The organism is Streptomyces sp. NPDC046876 (assembly GCF_040645035.1).
GTDB lineage: Bacteria > Actinomycetota > Actinomycetes > Streptomycetales > Streptomycetaceae > Streptomyces.
The window spans coordinates 1-15,866 of the sequence record NZ_JBEYXK010000039.1 but is presented as its reverse complement, the minus strand read 5'-3'; the positions used below and the strand labels follow the sequence as shown (position 1 = coordinate 15,866).

At 74.6% G+C, this 15,866-nt stretch carries 10 protein-coding genes; 4 read left to right on the top strand and 6 right to left on the bottom strand.

Going from position 1 to position 15,866, the window contains the following annotated elements; all coding sequences use genetic code 11:
* Positions 1-10: 10 nt before the first annotated feature.
* The 3 genes from ABZ924_RS21095 to ABZ924_RS21085 form a co-directional block, all read right to left on the bottom strand.
* The gene (locus ABZ924_RS21095) at positions 11-1,567 is read right to left on the bottom strand and encodes a helix-turn-helix domain-containing protein (protein ID WP_361911759.1); all 1,557 of its coding nucleotides are present in this window, start codon (positions 1,565-1,567) and stop codon (positions 11-13) included.
* A 247-nt stretch (positions 1,568-1,814) separates the two neighbouring features.
* Positions 1,815-2,270 (bottom strand): (2Fe-2S)-binding protein, encoded by a 456-nt coding sequence (locus ABZ924_RS21090; protein ID WP_361911756.1) that lies wholly within the window; start codon positions 2,268-2,270, stop codon positions 1,815-1,817.
* 34 nt (positions 2,271-2,304) lie between these two features.
* Positions 2,305-4,623 (bottom strand): molybdopterin cofactor-binding domain-containing protein, encoded by a 2,319-nt coding sequence (locus ABZ924_RS21085; protein ID WP_361911753.1) that lies wholly within the window; start codon positions 4,621-4,623, stop codon positions 2,305-2,307.
* 323 nt (positions 4,624-4,946) lie between these two features.
* On the opposite strand from ABZ924_RS21085, the gene ABZ924_RS21080 reads away from it, so the two are divergent.
* Complete coding sequence (locus ABZ924_RS21080) at positions 4,947-5,195, top strand: SCO4226 family nickel-binding protein (protein WP_361911750.1); 249 nt, start codon at positions 4,947-4,949, stop codon at positions 5,193-5,195.
* 220 nt (positions 5,196-5,415) lie between these two features.
* Positions 5,416-6,852 (top strand): SpoIIE family protein phosphatase, encoded by a 1,437-nt coding sequence (locus ABZ924_RS21075; protein ID WP_361911747.1) that lies wholly within the window; start codon positions 5,416-5,418, stop codon positions 6,850-6,852.
* Positions 6,853-7,001: 149 nt separating this feature from the next.
* Here ABZ924_RS21075 and ABZ924_RS21070 read toward each other — a convergent pair whose 3' ends face one another.
* Positions 7,002-8,483 carry a hypothetical protein gene (locus tag ABZ924_RS21070; protein ID WP_361911744.1) on the bottom strand — a complete coding sequence of 494 codons (1,482 nt, stop codon included), beginning with the start codon at positions 8,481-8,483 and terminating at the stop codon, positions 7,002-7,004.
* 227 nt (positions 8,484-8,710) lie between these two features.
* On the opposite strand from ABZ924_RS21070, the gene ABZ924_RS21065 reads away from it, so the two are divergent.
* Entirely contained in the window at positions 8,711-9,838 is a 1,128-nt protein-coding gene (locus ABZ924_RS21065) for an aminoglycoside phosphotransferase family protein (RefSeq protein ID WP_361911741.1), read from the top strand.
* 211 nt (positions 9,839-10,049) lie between these two features.
* Positions 10,050-11,897, top strand: coding sequence for a 3-oxosteroid 1-dehydrogenase (kstD, locus tag ABZ924_RS21060; protein ID WP_361911738.1), 1,848 nt, complete (start codon positions 10,050-10,052; stop codon positions 11,895-11,897).
* A gap of 107 nt (positions 11,898-12,004) precedes the next feature.
* On the opposite strand, the gene ABZ924_RS21055 is transcribed toward kstD, so the two are convergent.
* Both ABZ924_RS21055 and ABZ924_RS21050 read right to left on the bottom strand, forming a co-directional pair.
* Positions 12,005-12,505: a hypothetical protein gene (locus ABZ924_RS21055; RefSeq protein ID WP_361911735.1), complete on the bottom strand. Its 501-nt coding sequence runs from the start codon at positions 12,503-12,505 to the stop codon at positions 12,005-12,007.
* A gap of 345 nt (positions 12,506-12,850) precedes the next feature.
* On the bottom strand, positions 12,851-15,592 hold the full coding sequence (locus ABZ924_RS21050; RefSeq protein ID WP_361911732.1) for an AAA family ATPase: 2,742 nt from the start codon (positions 15,590-15,592) through the stop codon (positions 12,851-12,853).
* Positions 15,593-15,866: the final 274 nt, after the last annotated feature.

The following is a 15,866-nucleotide window of genomic DNA, read 5'->3' as shown; positions in this document are numbered from 1 at the left end:
GCATGGTCATTCACTTTTCGCGCGGTACGACCGTTTTGAGGGCTGTGTCCCCGGGTGAAACGGCGATGTCCCCGGCCGGACCGGCGAGCTCCTCGGCCCGGTGGGCGAGCCACAGGTCGTACCGGGCGCTCGGCGACTGCAGCAGCGAGCGCTGGAGCAGGGCCTCGATCCGGACCAGCCGCTTGCGCGCGCCCGGCACCGAGATGCCGAGGGCGGCTGCCGTCGGGAGCAGGTGGGCGTCGTGCCGCAGCCAGGCCCGTACGGTCTGCGCCGCCCCCGGCGGGGCATCGGGCCCGCTCAGCGGTTCCAGGTGGGCGCGCGCCCAGGCCGCCAGGTCGGGGTGGCTCAGGACGCCGTCCAGGCCCGCCCGCAGGCCGGCGGCGCAGTTCCCGGTGGACCGCGGGGCGGCCTCGGCCCCCCGGACGCCGCCGCCGGGGGTCAGGCGGAGCGCCAGGGAGAGGGCGGCCTGGTCGGGCAGGCGGGCGAGGTCCGCGCCGAGCACCGACTCGATCAGGCGCAGCCGGGTCGCCAGGGTGTTGCGGTGGATCTTCAGCAGCCGCGTCGCGTGCGCCGAGAAGTCCAGCCAGGCATGGGCGGTGGCCCGCAGCTCCTGCGCGCCGGGGTCCTGGGGCCTTCGCGGCTCGTACGCGTGCAGTGGCGCGAGCACCGTCGCGGCCCAGCCGGCCCCGGCCGTGTGCGCGGCCAGCTCGGCTTCGGGCCCGGGGCCGAAGCGGGCGTGCCGCTCGCGTCGACCGCGGGCCACGGCCAGCGCATGGAAGGCCTGGGTGTACGCGGCGGGGGCCTCGCGCAGCCGCAGCTCCCCGCTCACCCCGACCACGCAGTCCCCGACCGCCCCCGTCAGCGCTTCGGCCAGCGGGTCGTGGGAGGCCGAGGTGGCCGCCAGGTCGGCGGGGACGAGGGCGATGAGGTGGCGGACGTACACCGGGCAGCGCACCACCCAGGCCCGGCCGCCGGTCAGCTCCTCGCACAGCCGGGTCACCGCGGTCCGCTCCCCGGCCCGGCATTCGACGACGTACATCCGCATCGGCTCGGGCAGCGAGGGGCACAGCGCCTCGGCGATCTGGTGGGCCGTGGAGAGCCGACCGTTCATCAGCAGGTGCAGGACGGCCTCGCGGGCCCGGGACTCGGCGAGCTCGGCCCGCTCCTCGCGCCGCTCGGCCTCCTCCGCCCGCAGGGCGAGGGCGAGGGCCGGCGCCGCGTCCGCGAGAAGCGCGGGCGCGCCGGGGTCGTGCGGCAGGTCCAGTACGGCGGCCAGGGCGCGGTGGTCGTCCAGCGCGAACAGCAGCGCGGCGGAGCCGTCGCCGTGCAGGACGGCCGACCGCACCCGGCGGGCGGCCAGTTCCGCCGCTCCCCGGACGGCGAGTTCGGGGCCTGCGGGGGCGTCGAGCGGGAGCACGCCCGTCCAGCCGCCGAGCCGGCCGCCGAGCCACTGGAGCAGTGCGGCGGAACCGCCGGAGTGGGCGAGCCGGTGCACCTTGAGGACGTCCTCCGCCCGGGAGCGGGAGCGCTCCCCCGAAGGCGTCGGCGCGGGCGCCGTGAGGGGCACCGTAGCCGGCGCCGTCGCAGGCTGCGTGGCGGGAGGATTCGGAATCTGAGGGTTCGGAATCTGAGGGTCCCTTCGATCCGGGTCGCGCCGCCGCATTCAACCACCCGCGCCACACTGTGCGCAGTGATACCCGTCTCCCCCGGTCACTGTGCAGGCCGGACCCTGCGAACCGGCCACCGTCCGCCTAGGTTTGGCCATGAGCGGTCGGCCCCGGGAACGACGGGGGAGTCGCCGGGGCCCACCACGCTCACATGCGCGCCGCCGCGCTGCGGATGGCCTCCCGGATCCGGAAGTAGGTCCCGCAGCGGCAGATGTTGGCGATGGCGTCGATGTCCTCGTCGGTGGGCGACGGCGTCCGCTTGAGCAGGGCCACGGCCGCCATGATCTGGCCGGGCTGGCAGAAACCGCACTGGGAGACGTCCTGTTCCAGCCAGGCCTCCTGCACGGGGTGCAGCTCGTCCCCGTTCGCCAGCCCCTCGATGGTCGTCACCGACTTCCCCGCGCAGGCGGAGACGGGCACCACGCAGGGGCGGATGTCCTGGCCGTCGAGATGGCTCGTACAGGCCTTGCAGACGTCCACCCCGCAGCCGTACTTGGGGCCGCGGACGCCCAGCATGTCGCGGAGCACCCACAGCAGGGGCAGATCGTCGGGCGCGTCCACGGTGACGCTCTGCCCGTTGACGGTGAAGGTGTGCGAGGGCACGGCGGGGCTCCTGAACTGCCGCTGGGTCGACCGCCTAGCGGGGGTAGGGGGTGAAGTCGACGTCGAAGTCGAGGGGGAAGCTGCGCGGCTTGTTCCCGGTGGCCCGGGCCCAGGCGTTGGCGATGGCGCCCACGGCGGCCGGCACGCCGAGCTCGCCCGCGCCGCCGGGCTCCTCCCCGGTGGCGGGCAGGACGAAGACCCGCACGTCGCGCGGGGTGTCGCGCTGCCGGGCCCAGTGGAACTGGCTGTAGCTGCCCTCCAGCGGCAGGCCCCGCTCCAGGTGCAGCCCGGCCTTCAGGGTGGTCGAGATGGCGTCGGTGAGGCCGCCGATCATCTGGGCCTCCAGGCCACGCGGGTTGACGGGCAGGCCCACGTCGACGGCGATGACCGCCTTGGTCACGCGGACGTGCTCCGGGTCGCGGGCGTCGATCTCGACCAGGCACGCGGTACGCGACTTGTACTCCTCGTGGAAGGCGATGCCCTGCGCACAGCCCGCCGGCATCGGCCGGCCCCACTCCCCTTCCGTCGCGGCCTTGTCGAGGACCGCGCGCTGGGCGTCGTTCTTCAGGAACGCGCGCCGGAACCGGTACGGGTCCTTGCCGGTCCGGGCCGCGAGCTCGTCGACGACGATCTCCTCGGCGCCGCGGGTGTTGGCGGAGTACACCGAGCGCCAGGAGCCGGTCGGGATGCCGGTGGGCACCTCGGTGAGCCCGTGGGTGGTGAGTCCGAAGTGGTAGGGCGTCTTCACGGTGGTGTGGAACAGGGTCTGCGCCAGGGTGGCGTTGCCGATGCCGGCGGGCAGGCTCGCGGCGGTGGCGGTGATGATCTCGCCGAGCCCGTGCCGGAAGTCGGTCTCGGCGGCGGCGACCCGGTGCTCGAAGCTCAGCACCTCGCCGAGCGCGTACGTGGCGCGGATCCGGTGGTGGGTGGCGGGCCGCATCCGGCCGTGCCGGGTGTCGTCGACGCGGGTCCACATCAGCCGGACGGGGCGACGGCAGGCCTTCGAGACGCGGGCGGCCTCGAGGGCGGCGTCGAAGAAGAGGCGCCGCCCGAAGGAGCCGCCGGCCTGGACCACGTGGACGGTGACCTTGTCGACGGGCAGGCCGAGTTCGGCGGCGATGGTCTGGCGGGCCACGATGGGGGACTTCAGCCCGGACCAGATCTCGGCCCGGTCCTCGCGGACGTCGGCCACGGCGGAGTTGGTCTCCATCGGCGCGTGGCTGACGAAGGCGAAGTCGAACTCGGCGTCGACGTACGGGGTGAGCAGCGGCGGCAGCAGCGGCGCCGGGGCGGCCGCGCGCAGCCGGTCCCGGACCTCCGGATCGGACAGCCCGTCGGCGGGACCGGGGCCCCAGGCGACCTGCAGGGCGGCCTTGGCGTCGAGGGCCTGGCCGAAGGTCTCGGCGACGACCGCGACACCGGTCGGGACGGTGACCACGTGCAGGACGCCGGGCATGGCGCGGACGGCGGCGAGGTTGGCCACGGACCGGACGGTGCCGCCGAGGGTGGGCGGGCGGCGCACCACGCAGGGCTTGGCGCCGGGCACGTCGAGGTCGAGGGTGTAGCGCTGGGCGCCGGTGACCATGGCCCGGGCGTCGATCCGGCCGGTGGGCCGGCCGACCAGGGTGTGCCGGTCGGTGTCCTTGGGGTGCGCGCCGAGGACGGCCAGGGTGGGTTCGGCGGCGGCCGCGGCGAGGCTGCCGTAGCCGGCGGTGCGCCCGTCGGGGGCGCGTACGGCGCCGCCTGCGGTGGTCAGGGTGGAGGCGGGCACGTTCCAGCGGCGCGCGGCAGCCGCGACGAGCCGGGCGCGGGCGGTGGCGGCGGTCTGGCGGACCGGCCCGTACAGCGAGCGGATGGAGTTGGAGCTGCCGGTGAGCTGGTTGAACAGCAGCTCGGGCCGGGCGTCGTCCAGTTCGACGCGTACGGAGGCGAGCGGCGCGTCGAGCTCCTCCGCAACGAGCATGGCGACGGCGGTGGTGAGCCCCTGGCCGACCTCCTCGCGCGGCAGCCGGAAGCGGATGCTCCCGTCCGCTTCGACGGTCAGCACCAGCAGGGTGGCGGTGGGGGCCCCGGCCAGGATGAACAGGTCGCCGAGGTCGACCAGGTCCGCGGGGGCGGGCAGGGAGGGGACGACGGCGTGGGCGGGCTGCGGGGCGAGGGCATCGGCCCCGGCGCGGGTGACGAGCGCGAGGGTGGGCGCGGCCACGAGGTAGGTGAGGAAGGAACGGCGGCTGTGCCCCTCCGCGGGACTGTGCCCCTCGGCAGGACTGCGCCCTTCCGCGCGGCTCCGCTCCCCCGCCGGACGGTGTCCGTCCGCCCGGCTCTGCCCGTCGCGCAGGCCCTGCCCGGTCATGTCGCTGTGCCCCCACCCCGCGCGGGACCCGCTGACACGGGCCGCTCCTGGCTCATTACCGACACGTAGGGTAGCGATCTGCGGTACACCTGGGAAGCGGAACGGCGTCCGGCGCCCCCGGAACGCGCAGGAGAGGGTCCTTCGTTCGGGGGTAACCCGGTGGGGCGGTTGATCGACGCTCCGTACGAGCCCGGCGCCCCGAAGGGGGTGACGGCTCGCTCAGGTGAGCTATCCGGCCCGCCCGGAAGGCCGGTTTCCAGCCACGGGCGGACGATGGAAGTACCAGAACCGTTCGACCGGAGCACGCGAGGAGGTGTTCGACGGTGGCGAAGTACATGGATGTCCACCACGGCATGAAGGGCATCACGAAAGAGCAGTTGATGGCCGCCCACAAGGCGGACCTGGCGATCGAGGGCGACGAGAAGGTGCACTTCGAGCAGGCATGGGCCGACCCCTCGTCCGGGACCGTCTACTGCCTGTCCGAGGCGCCCTCGGCGGACGCCGTCATGCGGATCCACGAGCGCACGGGCCACCCGGCCGACGAGATCCACCCGGTGCCGCTCATGGTGTGACGGGCGGCGCTCTCCGTGGCGGCGCTCTCCGCAGGTCCCGGCAGGGCTGACCGGAATCATTCGCACAGTCAGGAGGAGGTCCGGCAGGCCCTAGGCATATGCCCGAAGCAAGAACGTTACGGATGTTGCCAAACGCCTTACAGGCCGTCGCAGCCTGTGCAACAGTCGTAATCGGTCCTTCCTTCAGACTTGGCCGTGCCGCGCCTGTATCGGAGTTCTCATGCCGCCCCACCTGTTCGCGGACCGTCCCGCGCAGCCGCCCCAGCCGGGGTCGGTGGACGCACTGATCTCGCAGACCCGGCGGTTGCGCGGCGACGTGGACGCAGTGCGCCGGGACACCGTCGTCGACGACGACGACGCCCAGGGCCGCTGGCAGCGCGCGCTGTGCGACCTCGCCGTGCACCACCTCGACGACCTGCGTGAGCACTTGGGCCAGCTCAAGGAGGGCCTGCCCCCCGCGCCCGTGCTCGAGGAGCTCCCGGAGGCCGGGCCCGACGCCGTCGCGGAGGCCGAGACCGAGGCCCAGCAGACCCGCGTCGGCAGCGCCGAGTGGAACCTGCTGACCGACGAGGTCAGCTGGTCCGAGGAGCTCTTCCAGATCTTCGGCCGCTCGCCCGAGTCGGGCCCCCTCCCCCTCGACGAACTCGGCTCCACCCTGTTCAGCGAGGACCAGCCGCTGCTCACCGCGATGGTGACGGCCTGTCTGGTCGACGGCAAGCCGATAGACGGCGAGTTCCGCATCGTCCGGGCCGACGGCCGAGTCCGGACCCTGCACATGCGGGGCGAGCCGGTCCTCGACTCCGACGGCTGCACCGCCTCCATGTGGGCCGTGCTCCGGGACGTGAGCGAGCTGCGCCGGAGCCAACGCGCCGTGCGCGAGTCCCGCGACTCGCTCCAGCGTCGGCGGGAGATCGCGCAGACCGAGCACCGGCTGGCGGTCGAGCTCCAGGAGGCCGTGCTGCCCCCGTGGCGCGGCTCCCTGCGCTTCCCGCACGACACCACCGGCGCCCTCGACGTGGCCGGGCACTACCTGCCCGCCGCGACCAGCGCCCTGATCGGCGGCGACTGGTACGACGCCCTCGAACTCCCCGACGGCCGCTCGATGCTGACCGTCGGAGACCTCACCGGCCACGGGGTGACCGCCACCTCGGGCATGGCGATGATGCTCGGCGCGCTGCGCGGCATGGCCATGGCCGGAATCGAACCGGGCCCGCTGATGGGCTGGCTCAACCAGCTGCTGGAGACCTCCGTGCAGCCCGCCCTCGGATCGGCCCTCTGCTGCCACTACGACCCCGAGCGCCGGCTGCTGTCCTGGGCGCAGGCCGGCCACCGGGCACCGCTGCTGTTCCGCGGCGGCAGCGGCCGCGCCCTCGTACCGCCCGAGGGCGTGCTGCTGGGCGCGACCTCCGGGGCGGCGTACGGCCAGGCCGAGGAGCGGCTCGAGGCCGGCGACGTGCTCGTCCTGCACACGGACGGGCTGACCCCGCGCAGGGTCGACTTCAGTCGGGCCGACGGCACCGAGCGGCTGCTGGGACTCGCCCCGCAGCTGACGGCGGCGCGGTCCGCCCAGGAATGCCTGCGGATGGTCGTCGAGGAGTTCGGCGAGGGCCGGCGCGAGGACGACGCCTGCGTCCTGGTAGCCCGGATCGGCGACTGATCCGCCACCGGGTCGGGCCGCACCGATCAGGCCCTGTCGATCAGTAGCCCAAGGCCCTCAAGGGGTTCGAGGCCGCGCCGGACGGCGCGGCCTCGCTCTCGTGTGCCCCGTTGTGGCCCCGTTTCGCTCGCACGGTTCTCCCGCACGCCCTAGACGGTCTGCTGCACCGGGCTGTCGGGAAGGGCGAGCTTGATCTCCGCCCGCAGGTCCTCGATGCGCCCGTAGCCCGCGTACTGGCCGGTGAGCCGGTACATCTCGCGCAGCCGGTGCCAAGTCCGGTGCGAGGAAGTCTCGTTCATGGAGACCAGGGCGAGACGGGCGTAGCGGTCGGCCTGCTCCGGGTCGTCGGCGATGAAGCACGCCGAGGCCATGGAGATGTAGTCGAAGATCTGCGACCGCTGGTAGCCGTTGCCCCGCAGCCGCAGGGCCTCCCGGGCGTGCCGCTGCGCGATCGGTGCGGCGGAGGGGTCGTGGTCGGCGAGGGTGCGGAAGGCCAGCGCCTGCATGCCGTGCAGGTCCGCCTCGTCGAAGTGCTGCATCCACGAGGGCGGGGGCACGTCCCCCTTGTCGGAGACAAACAGCTCCTCGGCCTCCCCGAGGGTGCGGCGCATGGCCTGCCCCTTGCCCATGGCGGCCTGCGCCCAGGCCTCGATGGTGTGCAGCATGGCGCGGGTGCGCGGCAGGGTCTGCTCACCGGAGCCGGACTGGGCGAGCTTCATCAGGTCCAGGGCCTCGCCCGGCCGGCCCAGGTGGACCATCTGGCGGGCGGCCCGGGAGAGCGCCTCCCCGGCGCGCGGCCGGTCGCCGCCCTCGCGGGCCGCGTGCGCCGCGATGACGAAGTACTTCTGCGCGGTGGGTTCGAGGCCCACGTCGTGGGACATCCAGCCCGCCAGCACCGCCAGGTTGGCCGCCACGCCCCACAGCCGCCGCTGCAGGTGGTCGGGGTGGTGGTACGCCAGCATCCCGCCGACCTCGTTGAGCTGGCCGACCACGGCCTTGCGTTGCAGTCCGCCGCCTCTCGAGGCGTCCCAGGCCCGGAACACCTCCACCGAGCGCTCCAGTGCTTCGATCTCCTGGGAGCCGATGGGGGCGGCCTCGTAGCGGTCGAAGCCCGCCGGGTCGGCCTGGAAGGAGTCGCCGAAGCGCTGCGCGCCCCCGGCAGTGCCTGCGTCGGTGTGCAGCCAGTCGTGCATGGCGTTGCTGAGGGCGGAGCCGGCGGTGAGCGCCATTCCCGCGCCCATCAGACCGCGACGGTTGAGCATGAGGTCCATTCCCGTGAATTCGGTGAGGACCGCGGCTGTGCGTTCGGGCGCCCAGGGCATTCCGTCGGGGTTCTCCTTCGCCCCGTCCGGCTGCCGTTTGGTGGTGCGCCGCTGCCGTACGAACCCGAGGTCCTCGATGGTCACGACACGACCGAGCCGCTCGGTGAACAGGGCTGCCAGTACGGTGGGCACCGGTTCGCGGGGGGTCTCCCCCATGTCGATCCAGCGCCGCACCCGCGAGGTGTCGGTGGCCAGCTGGTGGTGGCCCATGGCCGCCGCCTGCCGGTTGACCATCCTCGCCAGCTCGCCCTTCGACCAGCCGGCGAGGCCGAACAGGTCGTTGAGGCGGGTGTTTGGTCCTTTGCTCACGTCAAGCCCCCAGGTTCTCGGCTGATTTGACAGTAGCCCGCCGTCAGATGCCCTGTGACTATTCGCCAGGCTTCGCCAGGGCACGCAACATGGTCCGCCACCCACCGCCTGGTGTCAGGTAGGAATGCGCCTCCCCGACCCGGTCACCGGCGGAACTCCCCAGGGTGAAGTACGGGATCGGCGGGGCGGCGTACGAACTCGTCGGCGCACGAAGGGAACAGCAAGCCATGTACGCAGCAACGTCCTCCGTGTCAGCCCCGGTCCGGCCGCACCGCACGCTCCAGGCGGGCGGCGGCCCCTACCTCGATCCCGGTCGGCCCGCGGCAGCAGCGGCGCAGGGCGCCGTGCGGGCGCGGCGGATGCCGGGTGCCGGAGCTCAGCCGCTCAGCGGAAGAATCGACCTCTCGGGGCCGCAGGGTGCGCAGCTGCGCACGGCGCTCGCCTCGGTGCAGCGGATCTGTCCGGAGTTCGCGCCGGTGCAGGTGCTGCGCCGCAGCGGACGGTCGGTCCTCCTGGTCGGGACGACGGGGCGGATGACCGCCGTCGCCAAGGTTTTACTGGACCACTCGCCGGAGTGGCGCGAGCGGTACCGGCACGAAATAGCGTCGTACCGGGCGTTCGTCCGTCACCGCCCGCCGGTCCGGGTGCCGCGGCTGATCGCCGCGGATCCCGAGAACTGCACGCTGGTGGTCGAACGGATGGCGGGCCGGGTCGCGGCTTTGCAGCGCCACCCCGTGGAGGCCCCGCCGCGGGCCGACGTACGGGCGGCGCTGGGCGCGGTGTGCCGGGTGAACCAGTGGCGGCCGCCGACGGACCTGTTCGGGGATCCGCTGAACTACGCGCAGCGGATCGCGCGGTACCACGAGCTGGGACTGCTGACCGACCGGGACCTGGGTGACCTGCAGAAGCTGCTGCACGGGCTGAAGCTGGCCGGCGTACAGCGGCAGTTCAACCACGGTGACGCGCTCCTGTCGAACCTGCTCCTGTCCCCTGCGGGGCCGGTGCTGCTCGACTGGGAGCACGCGGGCTGGTACCTGCCCGGCTACGACCTGGCCACGCTGTGGACGGTGCTGGGCGACGCCCCGGCCGCACGGAGCCAGATCAGCCGGCTCGCCCAGGCGGCCGGTCCGGCCGCGCGGGACGCCTTCCTGGTCAACCTGATGCTGGTGCTGACCCGGGAGATCCGGATGTCCGAGACGGCGGTGCAGCGCTCCATGGCTGCGGCCGGCCCGACCCAGCCCCTCCCTGCGGGCGCCCTGTCCTCCGGCGAGGAGCAGCGGCTGCTGCTGCGCCGCCTGCACGACGACTGCGGCATGGCCCGCAGGGCGGTCCGCGCGGCGGTGGGGACCCGCTGACCCCTGCGGTCCCGCGCCCCGTCACGAAAATCCCGTGTACGCACCCCGTGTGCGTACCACGGGATTTCGTGCGTTCGGGGCCGGGTGCCTGCCGTGGGGGGCGGCGGGCGGTGCCGTCGCTGCGCGTGCCTTGACTTCACATGATCCCCCGAACACCTTTTTGTGACTCGGCATCAGGTAGCCGTTCTCCCCCTCCCGCTGGAGCCCGCCCATGACCGCGAGCCATGCCTCCGTCGCCGCCTCAGCCTCTGTCACCGCCTCAGCCTCAGCCTCCGTCGCCGCCCCCGCCCCCGCCCCCGCGGCCCTCCCCTCCCGCCGGACCGTCCTCGCCGGGGCCGGGGCCGGCGTGCTCGCCGCCGGGGCCGGCGTGCTGCCGTCCGCCGTGGCGCGGGCGGCCGAGGGGGCTCCGCTCGGGGAGTACGACGTCGTCGTGGTCGGGTCGGGGGCCGCGGGGATGACCTCCGCGCTCACGGCCGCGCGGCGCGGGTTGAGCGTCCTGGTGGTCGAGAAGGCCCCGACCTTCGGCGGCTCGGCGGCACGCTCGGGGGCCGGTATCTGGCTGCCGAACAACTCGGTGATCCTGCGGGCGGGCGTGCCCGACACCCCGCAGAAGGCGGCGGCGTACCTGGCGGCGGTCGTCGGTCCCGAGGTGCCCGCGGACCGGCAGGCCGCCTTCCTCGCCAACGGCCCCCGGATGCTGGACTTCGTGATGGCCAACAGCCCGCTGCGCTTCCGGTACATGGACGGCTACAGCGACTACTACCCGAACCTGCCGGGCGGCCTCCCGAACGGCCGCTCGATCGAGCCCGACCAGCTCGACGGCAATGTGCTGGGCCCCGAGCTCGCCCGGCTGAACCCGGCGTACATGCCGGTGCCGGCCGGGATGGTGGTGTTCAGCCAGGACTACAAGTGGCTCACCCTGGCCGCGGTCAGCGCCAAGGGCCTGGCGGTCTCCACCGAGTGCCTGGCGCGCGGTGCGAAGGCGGCGCTGTACGGGGAGAAGCCGCTGACCATGGGACAGGCGCTGGCGGCCGGACTGCGGGCCGGGCTGATGCGGGCCGGGGTGCCGGTGTGGCTGAACAGCCCGCTGGTGGACCTGGTGCAGGAGGGCGGGGCCGTCACCGGGGTCGTCGTGGAGAAGGAGGGCCTACGGGGCGTCGTCCGCGCCCGCAAGGGCGTGGTCGTCGGCTCGGGCGGCTTCGAGCACAACGCGCAGATGCGGGACCAGTACCAGCAGCAGCCGATCGGCACGCAGTGGTCGGTGGGCGCCAAGGAGAACACGGGCGACGGGATCCGGGCCGGGCAGCGGGCCGGGGCGGCGCTGGCCCTGATGGAGGACGCGTGGTGGGGTCCGACGATCCCGCTGCCCGGGGAGCCGTACTTCTGCCTCGCCGAACGCACCCTGCCGGGCGGGCTGATCGTGAACGGGGCGGGGGCGCGCTTCGTCAACGAGGCGGCCCCGTACAGCGACGTGGTGCACGTGATGTACGACCGGGACCGGGGCGCGCCCGGCTCCCACGTTCCCGCCTGGCTGATCGTGGATCAGAGCTACCGCAGCAAGTACCTGTTCAAGGACGTGCTGCCGACCATCGTGTTCCCGGACGCCTGGTACGAGGCGGGTGCGGTGAAGAAGGCGTGGACGTGGGACGGGCTCGCCGGGCAGATCGGGGTGTCGGCCGCCGCCCTGCGGGCAACGCTGAGCCGGTTCAACGCACAGGCGCTCGCCGGATCCGACCCGGACTTCCACCGGGGCGACACGGCGTACGACCACTACTACACGGACCCCGGGGTGCTGCCGAACTCGTGTCTGGCCCCGGTGTGGGCGCCGCCGTTCTACGCGTTCCGGATCGTGCCGGGCGATCTGGGCACGAAGGGCGGGATCGTCACGGACGCGCGGGCCCGGGCGCTGCGCCCGGACGGCTCGGTGATCCGGGGGCTGTGGGCGGCGGGGAACGCGAGTGCGGCGGTGATGGGGCACAGCTATGCGGGGGCGGGGTCGACGATCGGCCCCGCGATGACCTTCGGCTACGTGGCGGCGAACGACATCGCGGACGCCTGAGCCCCGAGCCGGCGGCCCTGAGCCCTGCGCCGGGACGCGGCGGCCGAGGGTCGTCCCGCCTGCCGCGGCCGGCTCCGGCGCCGGCCCCGCCGGAGGCGCCGGCCGGGCTATCCCTGCTGGAAGAGCTCGGCGGGGAGCGGCTTCAGCAGCGCGTACAGGTCGTCGGTGATGGGCCGGTCCCAGCTGGCGATGGTGACCAGCACGTTGTCGCTGCGGTCGAACTGGACGCAGCTGATCCGGCTCTCGGAGAGCTTGACCTTGCGGACGATGAGGAGGTTGTCGCCCTGCATGACGGGGCAGTCCTCGATGCCTGTGACCTCGACGTCCTCGTCGTTCTCGAGGGCGTCGAGGAGCTGGGCCACCTCGAAGGGGACCTGGCCCTCGCCGAGGTCGCGGGCCGGGGAGCCCTCGGGGAGGTTGCCGATGATCATTGCGGGGCCGCGTCCGCCGAACAGGTCGTAGCGGAGAAAGACGCCCTGGCAGCTGCCGTCGGGCGCGGGGAGCAGCCCGGCACCGAGATTGCCCGGCCAGTCCCCCGGGTCCATGGCCAGGACGTCGAAGTCCGGGCCGGCGGGTGTGGCGGCGCGGTTGCGGCGGAGGAAGGACATGCGGCCATGGTACGTGGCCGGGCGGGATTTACGGCCCCGGGGGCCCGTCCCCCGCCGGAGCGCCGGGCCGGCGGGTCCGGCGGGGCCGCGGCGGGCCGGACCGGCGGGGCGGGGGTGGACCGGTGGCCCGTCCGGTGCGCGTCGCCGGTGGTGCGCGCATCGGTGGCCGGGATCCGCTTCCGGAGGAAGAGCAGCAGGTCGGAGGCGGTGCGGGCGGTCCGGTCGGGTCCTCGCCGGAGGTCCCTCGGACCGCCTTTCCCCGGGGCCGGGGCCTCGGCCCGGGCGCTGCCGAGCCGCCGGTGGCGGTCCGTGGCCGGATCTTCCCCTCGGGGCCGGCCGGTCCGATCAGGCCGTGCCGCGCGCGAACGCCGTCGGCGCGTCCGGCTGCCGTACGGGCTCCGGGCCGCCCGCCGTGTCGCGGGGTGCCGGGTCGTCGAGTGCGGCCAGGGCGAGCTGCGTGTCCCGTACGAGGCCGTCGGCGCCGCATTCCCGGGCCGTGGCGGCGGCCCGGGCCAGGAGCTGCGCGTCGCCGCGCTCGGTGCCGAGGGCGGCCAGGGCGAGTGCCAGCTCGTATCGGGCCGGGGAGGCCGACAGCAGGGCCACCGCCTCCGTCAGCAGGGCCGGCCGGTCCTGCGGTACGGCGACCTGCGCGGCGACCCGCAGGGCCTGCCCGACGCCGGAGGGCGCCCCGAAGGCGCGGGCGCGGCGCACGGCGTCGGCCGCGAGGGCGCGGGCCCGCTCGGGGTCCTCTCCGTGCACGGCCTGCGCGAGGAGCAGCTGCCAGGGGCACCAGGAGGGGTTCTGGATGCCGCGCGGGCTCAGTCGGCGGTCCACGGCCTCCAGTTCGGCGGCGGCTTTCTTCGGCCGTCCCTTGGCGAGGAGGAGTTCGGCGTACACGGTCTGGGAGTCGGGGAAGACCACGGCGGCCGGGAAGGGCCGGTCGTACGCGTGTTCCTGCGCCAGCTCCCAGGCCTCGTCGGTGCGGCCGCGGGCGAGCAGCGTGGTGAGGAGGATGGCGACGGCGTACCAGTGCACGGGGGTGCGGCGGCCGACGCGCTCGGCGAGCCGGAGGCCGGAGCGGGCCAGCTCCTCGGCGTCCGCGAGCCGGCCGCGCCGGTAGCGGATGTAGGCGCGCAGGCTGTACGCGAAGGACAGGTGGGCGCCGCGCCAGCCCTGCCGTTCGAACTCGGCGGTGCCCGCTTCGAACAGCTCCTCGGCGCGGTCCGGCCGGTCGGCGTACATGTGGACGAGGGCGGCGAGGACGGGGACCTCGAAGCCGCGGTCCTCGTGCGCCCAGCTGAAGCCGTTGCCTAGTGCCCGGTCGGCGTGGTGCACGGCCGTCTCGACGGGTTCGCCGCGCAGGCAGGCGTCCCAGGCGCGCAGGGCGATGATGTACCGCTCGGTGAGGTCGCGGCCGGTGAGCCGGTCGGCGAGCCGGGCCAGGCGGCGGGAGCGGGCCGGGGAGTCCGTTTCGGCGGCGTCGAAGGCGTCCCACATGAACTGCTCGGACTGCAGGCGCAGTCGGGCCCGGACGTCGGCGGTGGCGGCGATCTCCCGGGCGAGGGTGCGGGAGGCCTCGGCGAGGCGGTCGCTGTGGGCGAGGACCTGGGCGAGGCGGATGACGATGCCCTGGCGCAGGGCCGGGTCGTCGACGGGTTCGGCGAGGGCGGCCCGCAGGTGGTTGACGGTGTGGGCGGGTTCGGTGAGCAGGGAGGCGCAGCCGAGCTCGTACAGCACGGCGGCCCGTTCGTCGAAGGCGGGCGGCTCGGTCAGGGCGCGGGCGAGCTGGCGGCGGGCGGCGTCGGGGGCGCCGGCCCGGAGGTTCTCGGCGGCGGCCTCGCGCAGGATCCGCACCACCCAGGGGTCGTTGTCGGGGTGGGTCTCCAGCAGGTGGCGGGCGGCCGCTCCGGCGCCGAGCCCGGCGTCGACGACGGCGGCGGCCGCCTGGCCGTGGAGGGCGGTGCGCAGGGCGTCGGGGATGGCCCGGTACAGGGCGGTGGCGATGAGCGGGTGGACGAACTCCAGCCCGGTGTCGGGGTCTTCGGCCGCGGCGGCCAGGATGCGGGCCTCGCGCAGCCGGCCGGTGGCGGCCGCGGCCTCCTCGGCGCCGAGCCCCGCGACGCGGGCGGCGAGGTCCCGGGGGATGGCGGTGCCGAGGACCGCGCAGGCCCAGGCGAAGCGGACGGTGGAGGGCCCCAGGCGCTCCAGCCGGGCGACGAGGCCGCTGCCGCGCTGGGCGGCGGCGAGGTCGCGCAGCTGCGGGGCGCCGGCCGCGGTGGGGGGCAGGCCCTTCTCGCGGACCTTGGCGGTGAGTTCGACGGCCTCGAAGGGGTTGCCGGCCGTGACGGCCCACACCTCGTGGCAGAAGGCGTCGTCGGCGTGGCCGCCGACGGTGTCGCGGACCAGGCCGGCAACGGCCTCTGCGGTGAGCGGGGCGAGGGCGAGCGGGCGGTGTCCGGCCCGGCCGGGCAGCGTACGGAACGCGTCGGCGTGCGCGGGGAGTTCGTCGGGCCGGTAGGCGACGGCGAGGAGGAGCGGGAGGTGTTCGGCGCGCGGGGCGAACGCGGCGAGCCAGGAGAGGGATTCGGGGTCGGCCCAGTGGGCGTCGTCGAGGACGAGGACGACGGGGGCCCGCTGGACGGCGAGGTGGGTCAGGACCCAGTCGAGGCCGTCGCACAGGCCCTGGGGGTCGGGCGGGGCGCCCTGTTCGGCGGCGCACAGGCCGAGGGCGGGGCCGACGATGGCGTACCAGCTGCCCAGGGTTTCCTTCAGTTCGGCCTCGGTGCGGCCGGCGAGCTGGGGCTGGATGAGCTGACGGGCGACGTGGAAGGGCTGGCGCTGTTCCTGTTCGCCGCCGCGGGCCGACAGGAGGGTGTACGAGCGGGCGAGGGCGCGGCGGCGGACCTCGGCGAGGAGGGTGGTCTTGCCGAGTCCGGCGGGGCCGGAGAAGGCGAGCAGGCCGCCGCCCGTGCCGGGGCGGCCGTCGGGGCCGGGACCGGAGAGCCGGTCCAGGGCCTCGTCGGCGGTGGCGAGTTCCGTCTCGCGTTCGAACATGGTGCGCCGTCCGTGGGTCCGGCGGTCCGTCATGGCTGGTACCCCCCAGGCCGGTTCGGGGGGTTCAGCGTACGCCCGCGCACGCGCGGGGGGAGGCATGCTGCCCGGGAAAGATCGGAATCTTTGGTATCGGCCCGATCCCGCCGCCCTCGCCGACCTCGCCGACCAAAGCCAGTCCCGGCAAAGCCGGATCCCGCGACATCAGCCCCGCCGGCGATTGAGGCGCGGGTCCGGGCAGAGCCCGGTGCCCGGCGGAGCCGGGATCCTTGGGGGGGCGCGCCCCGCCGCCCGCCGCCCTGGCCCGGCG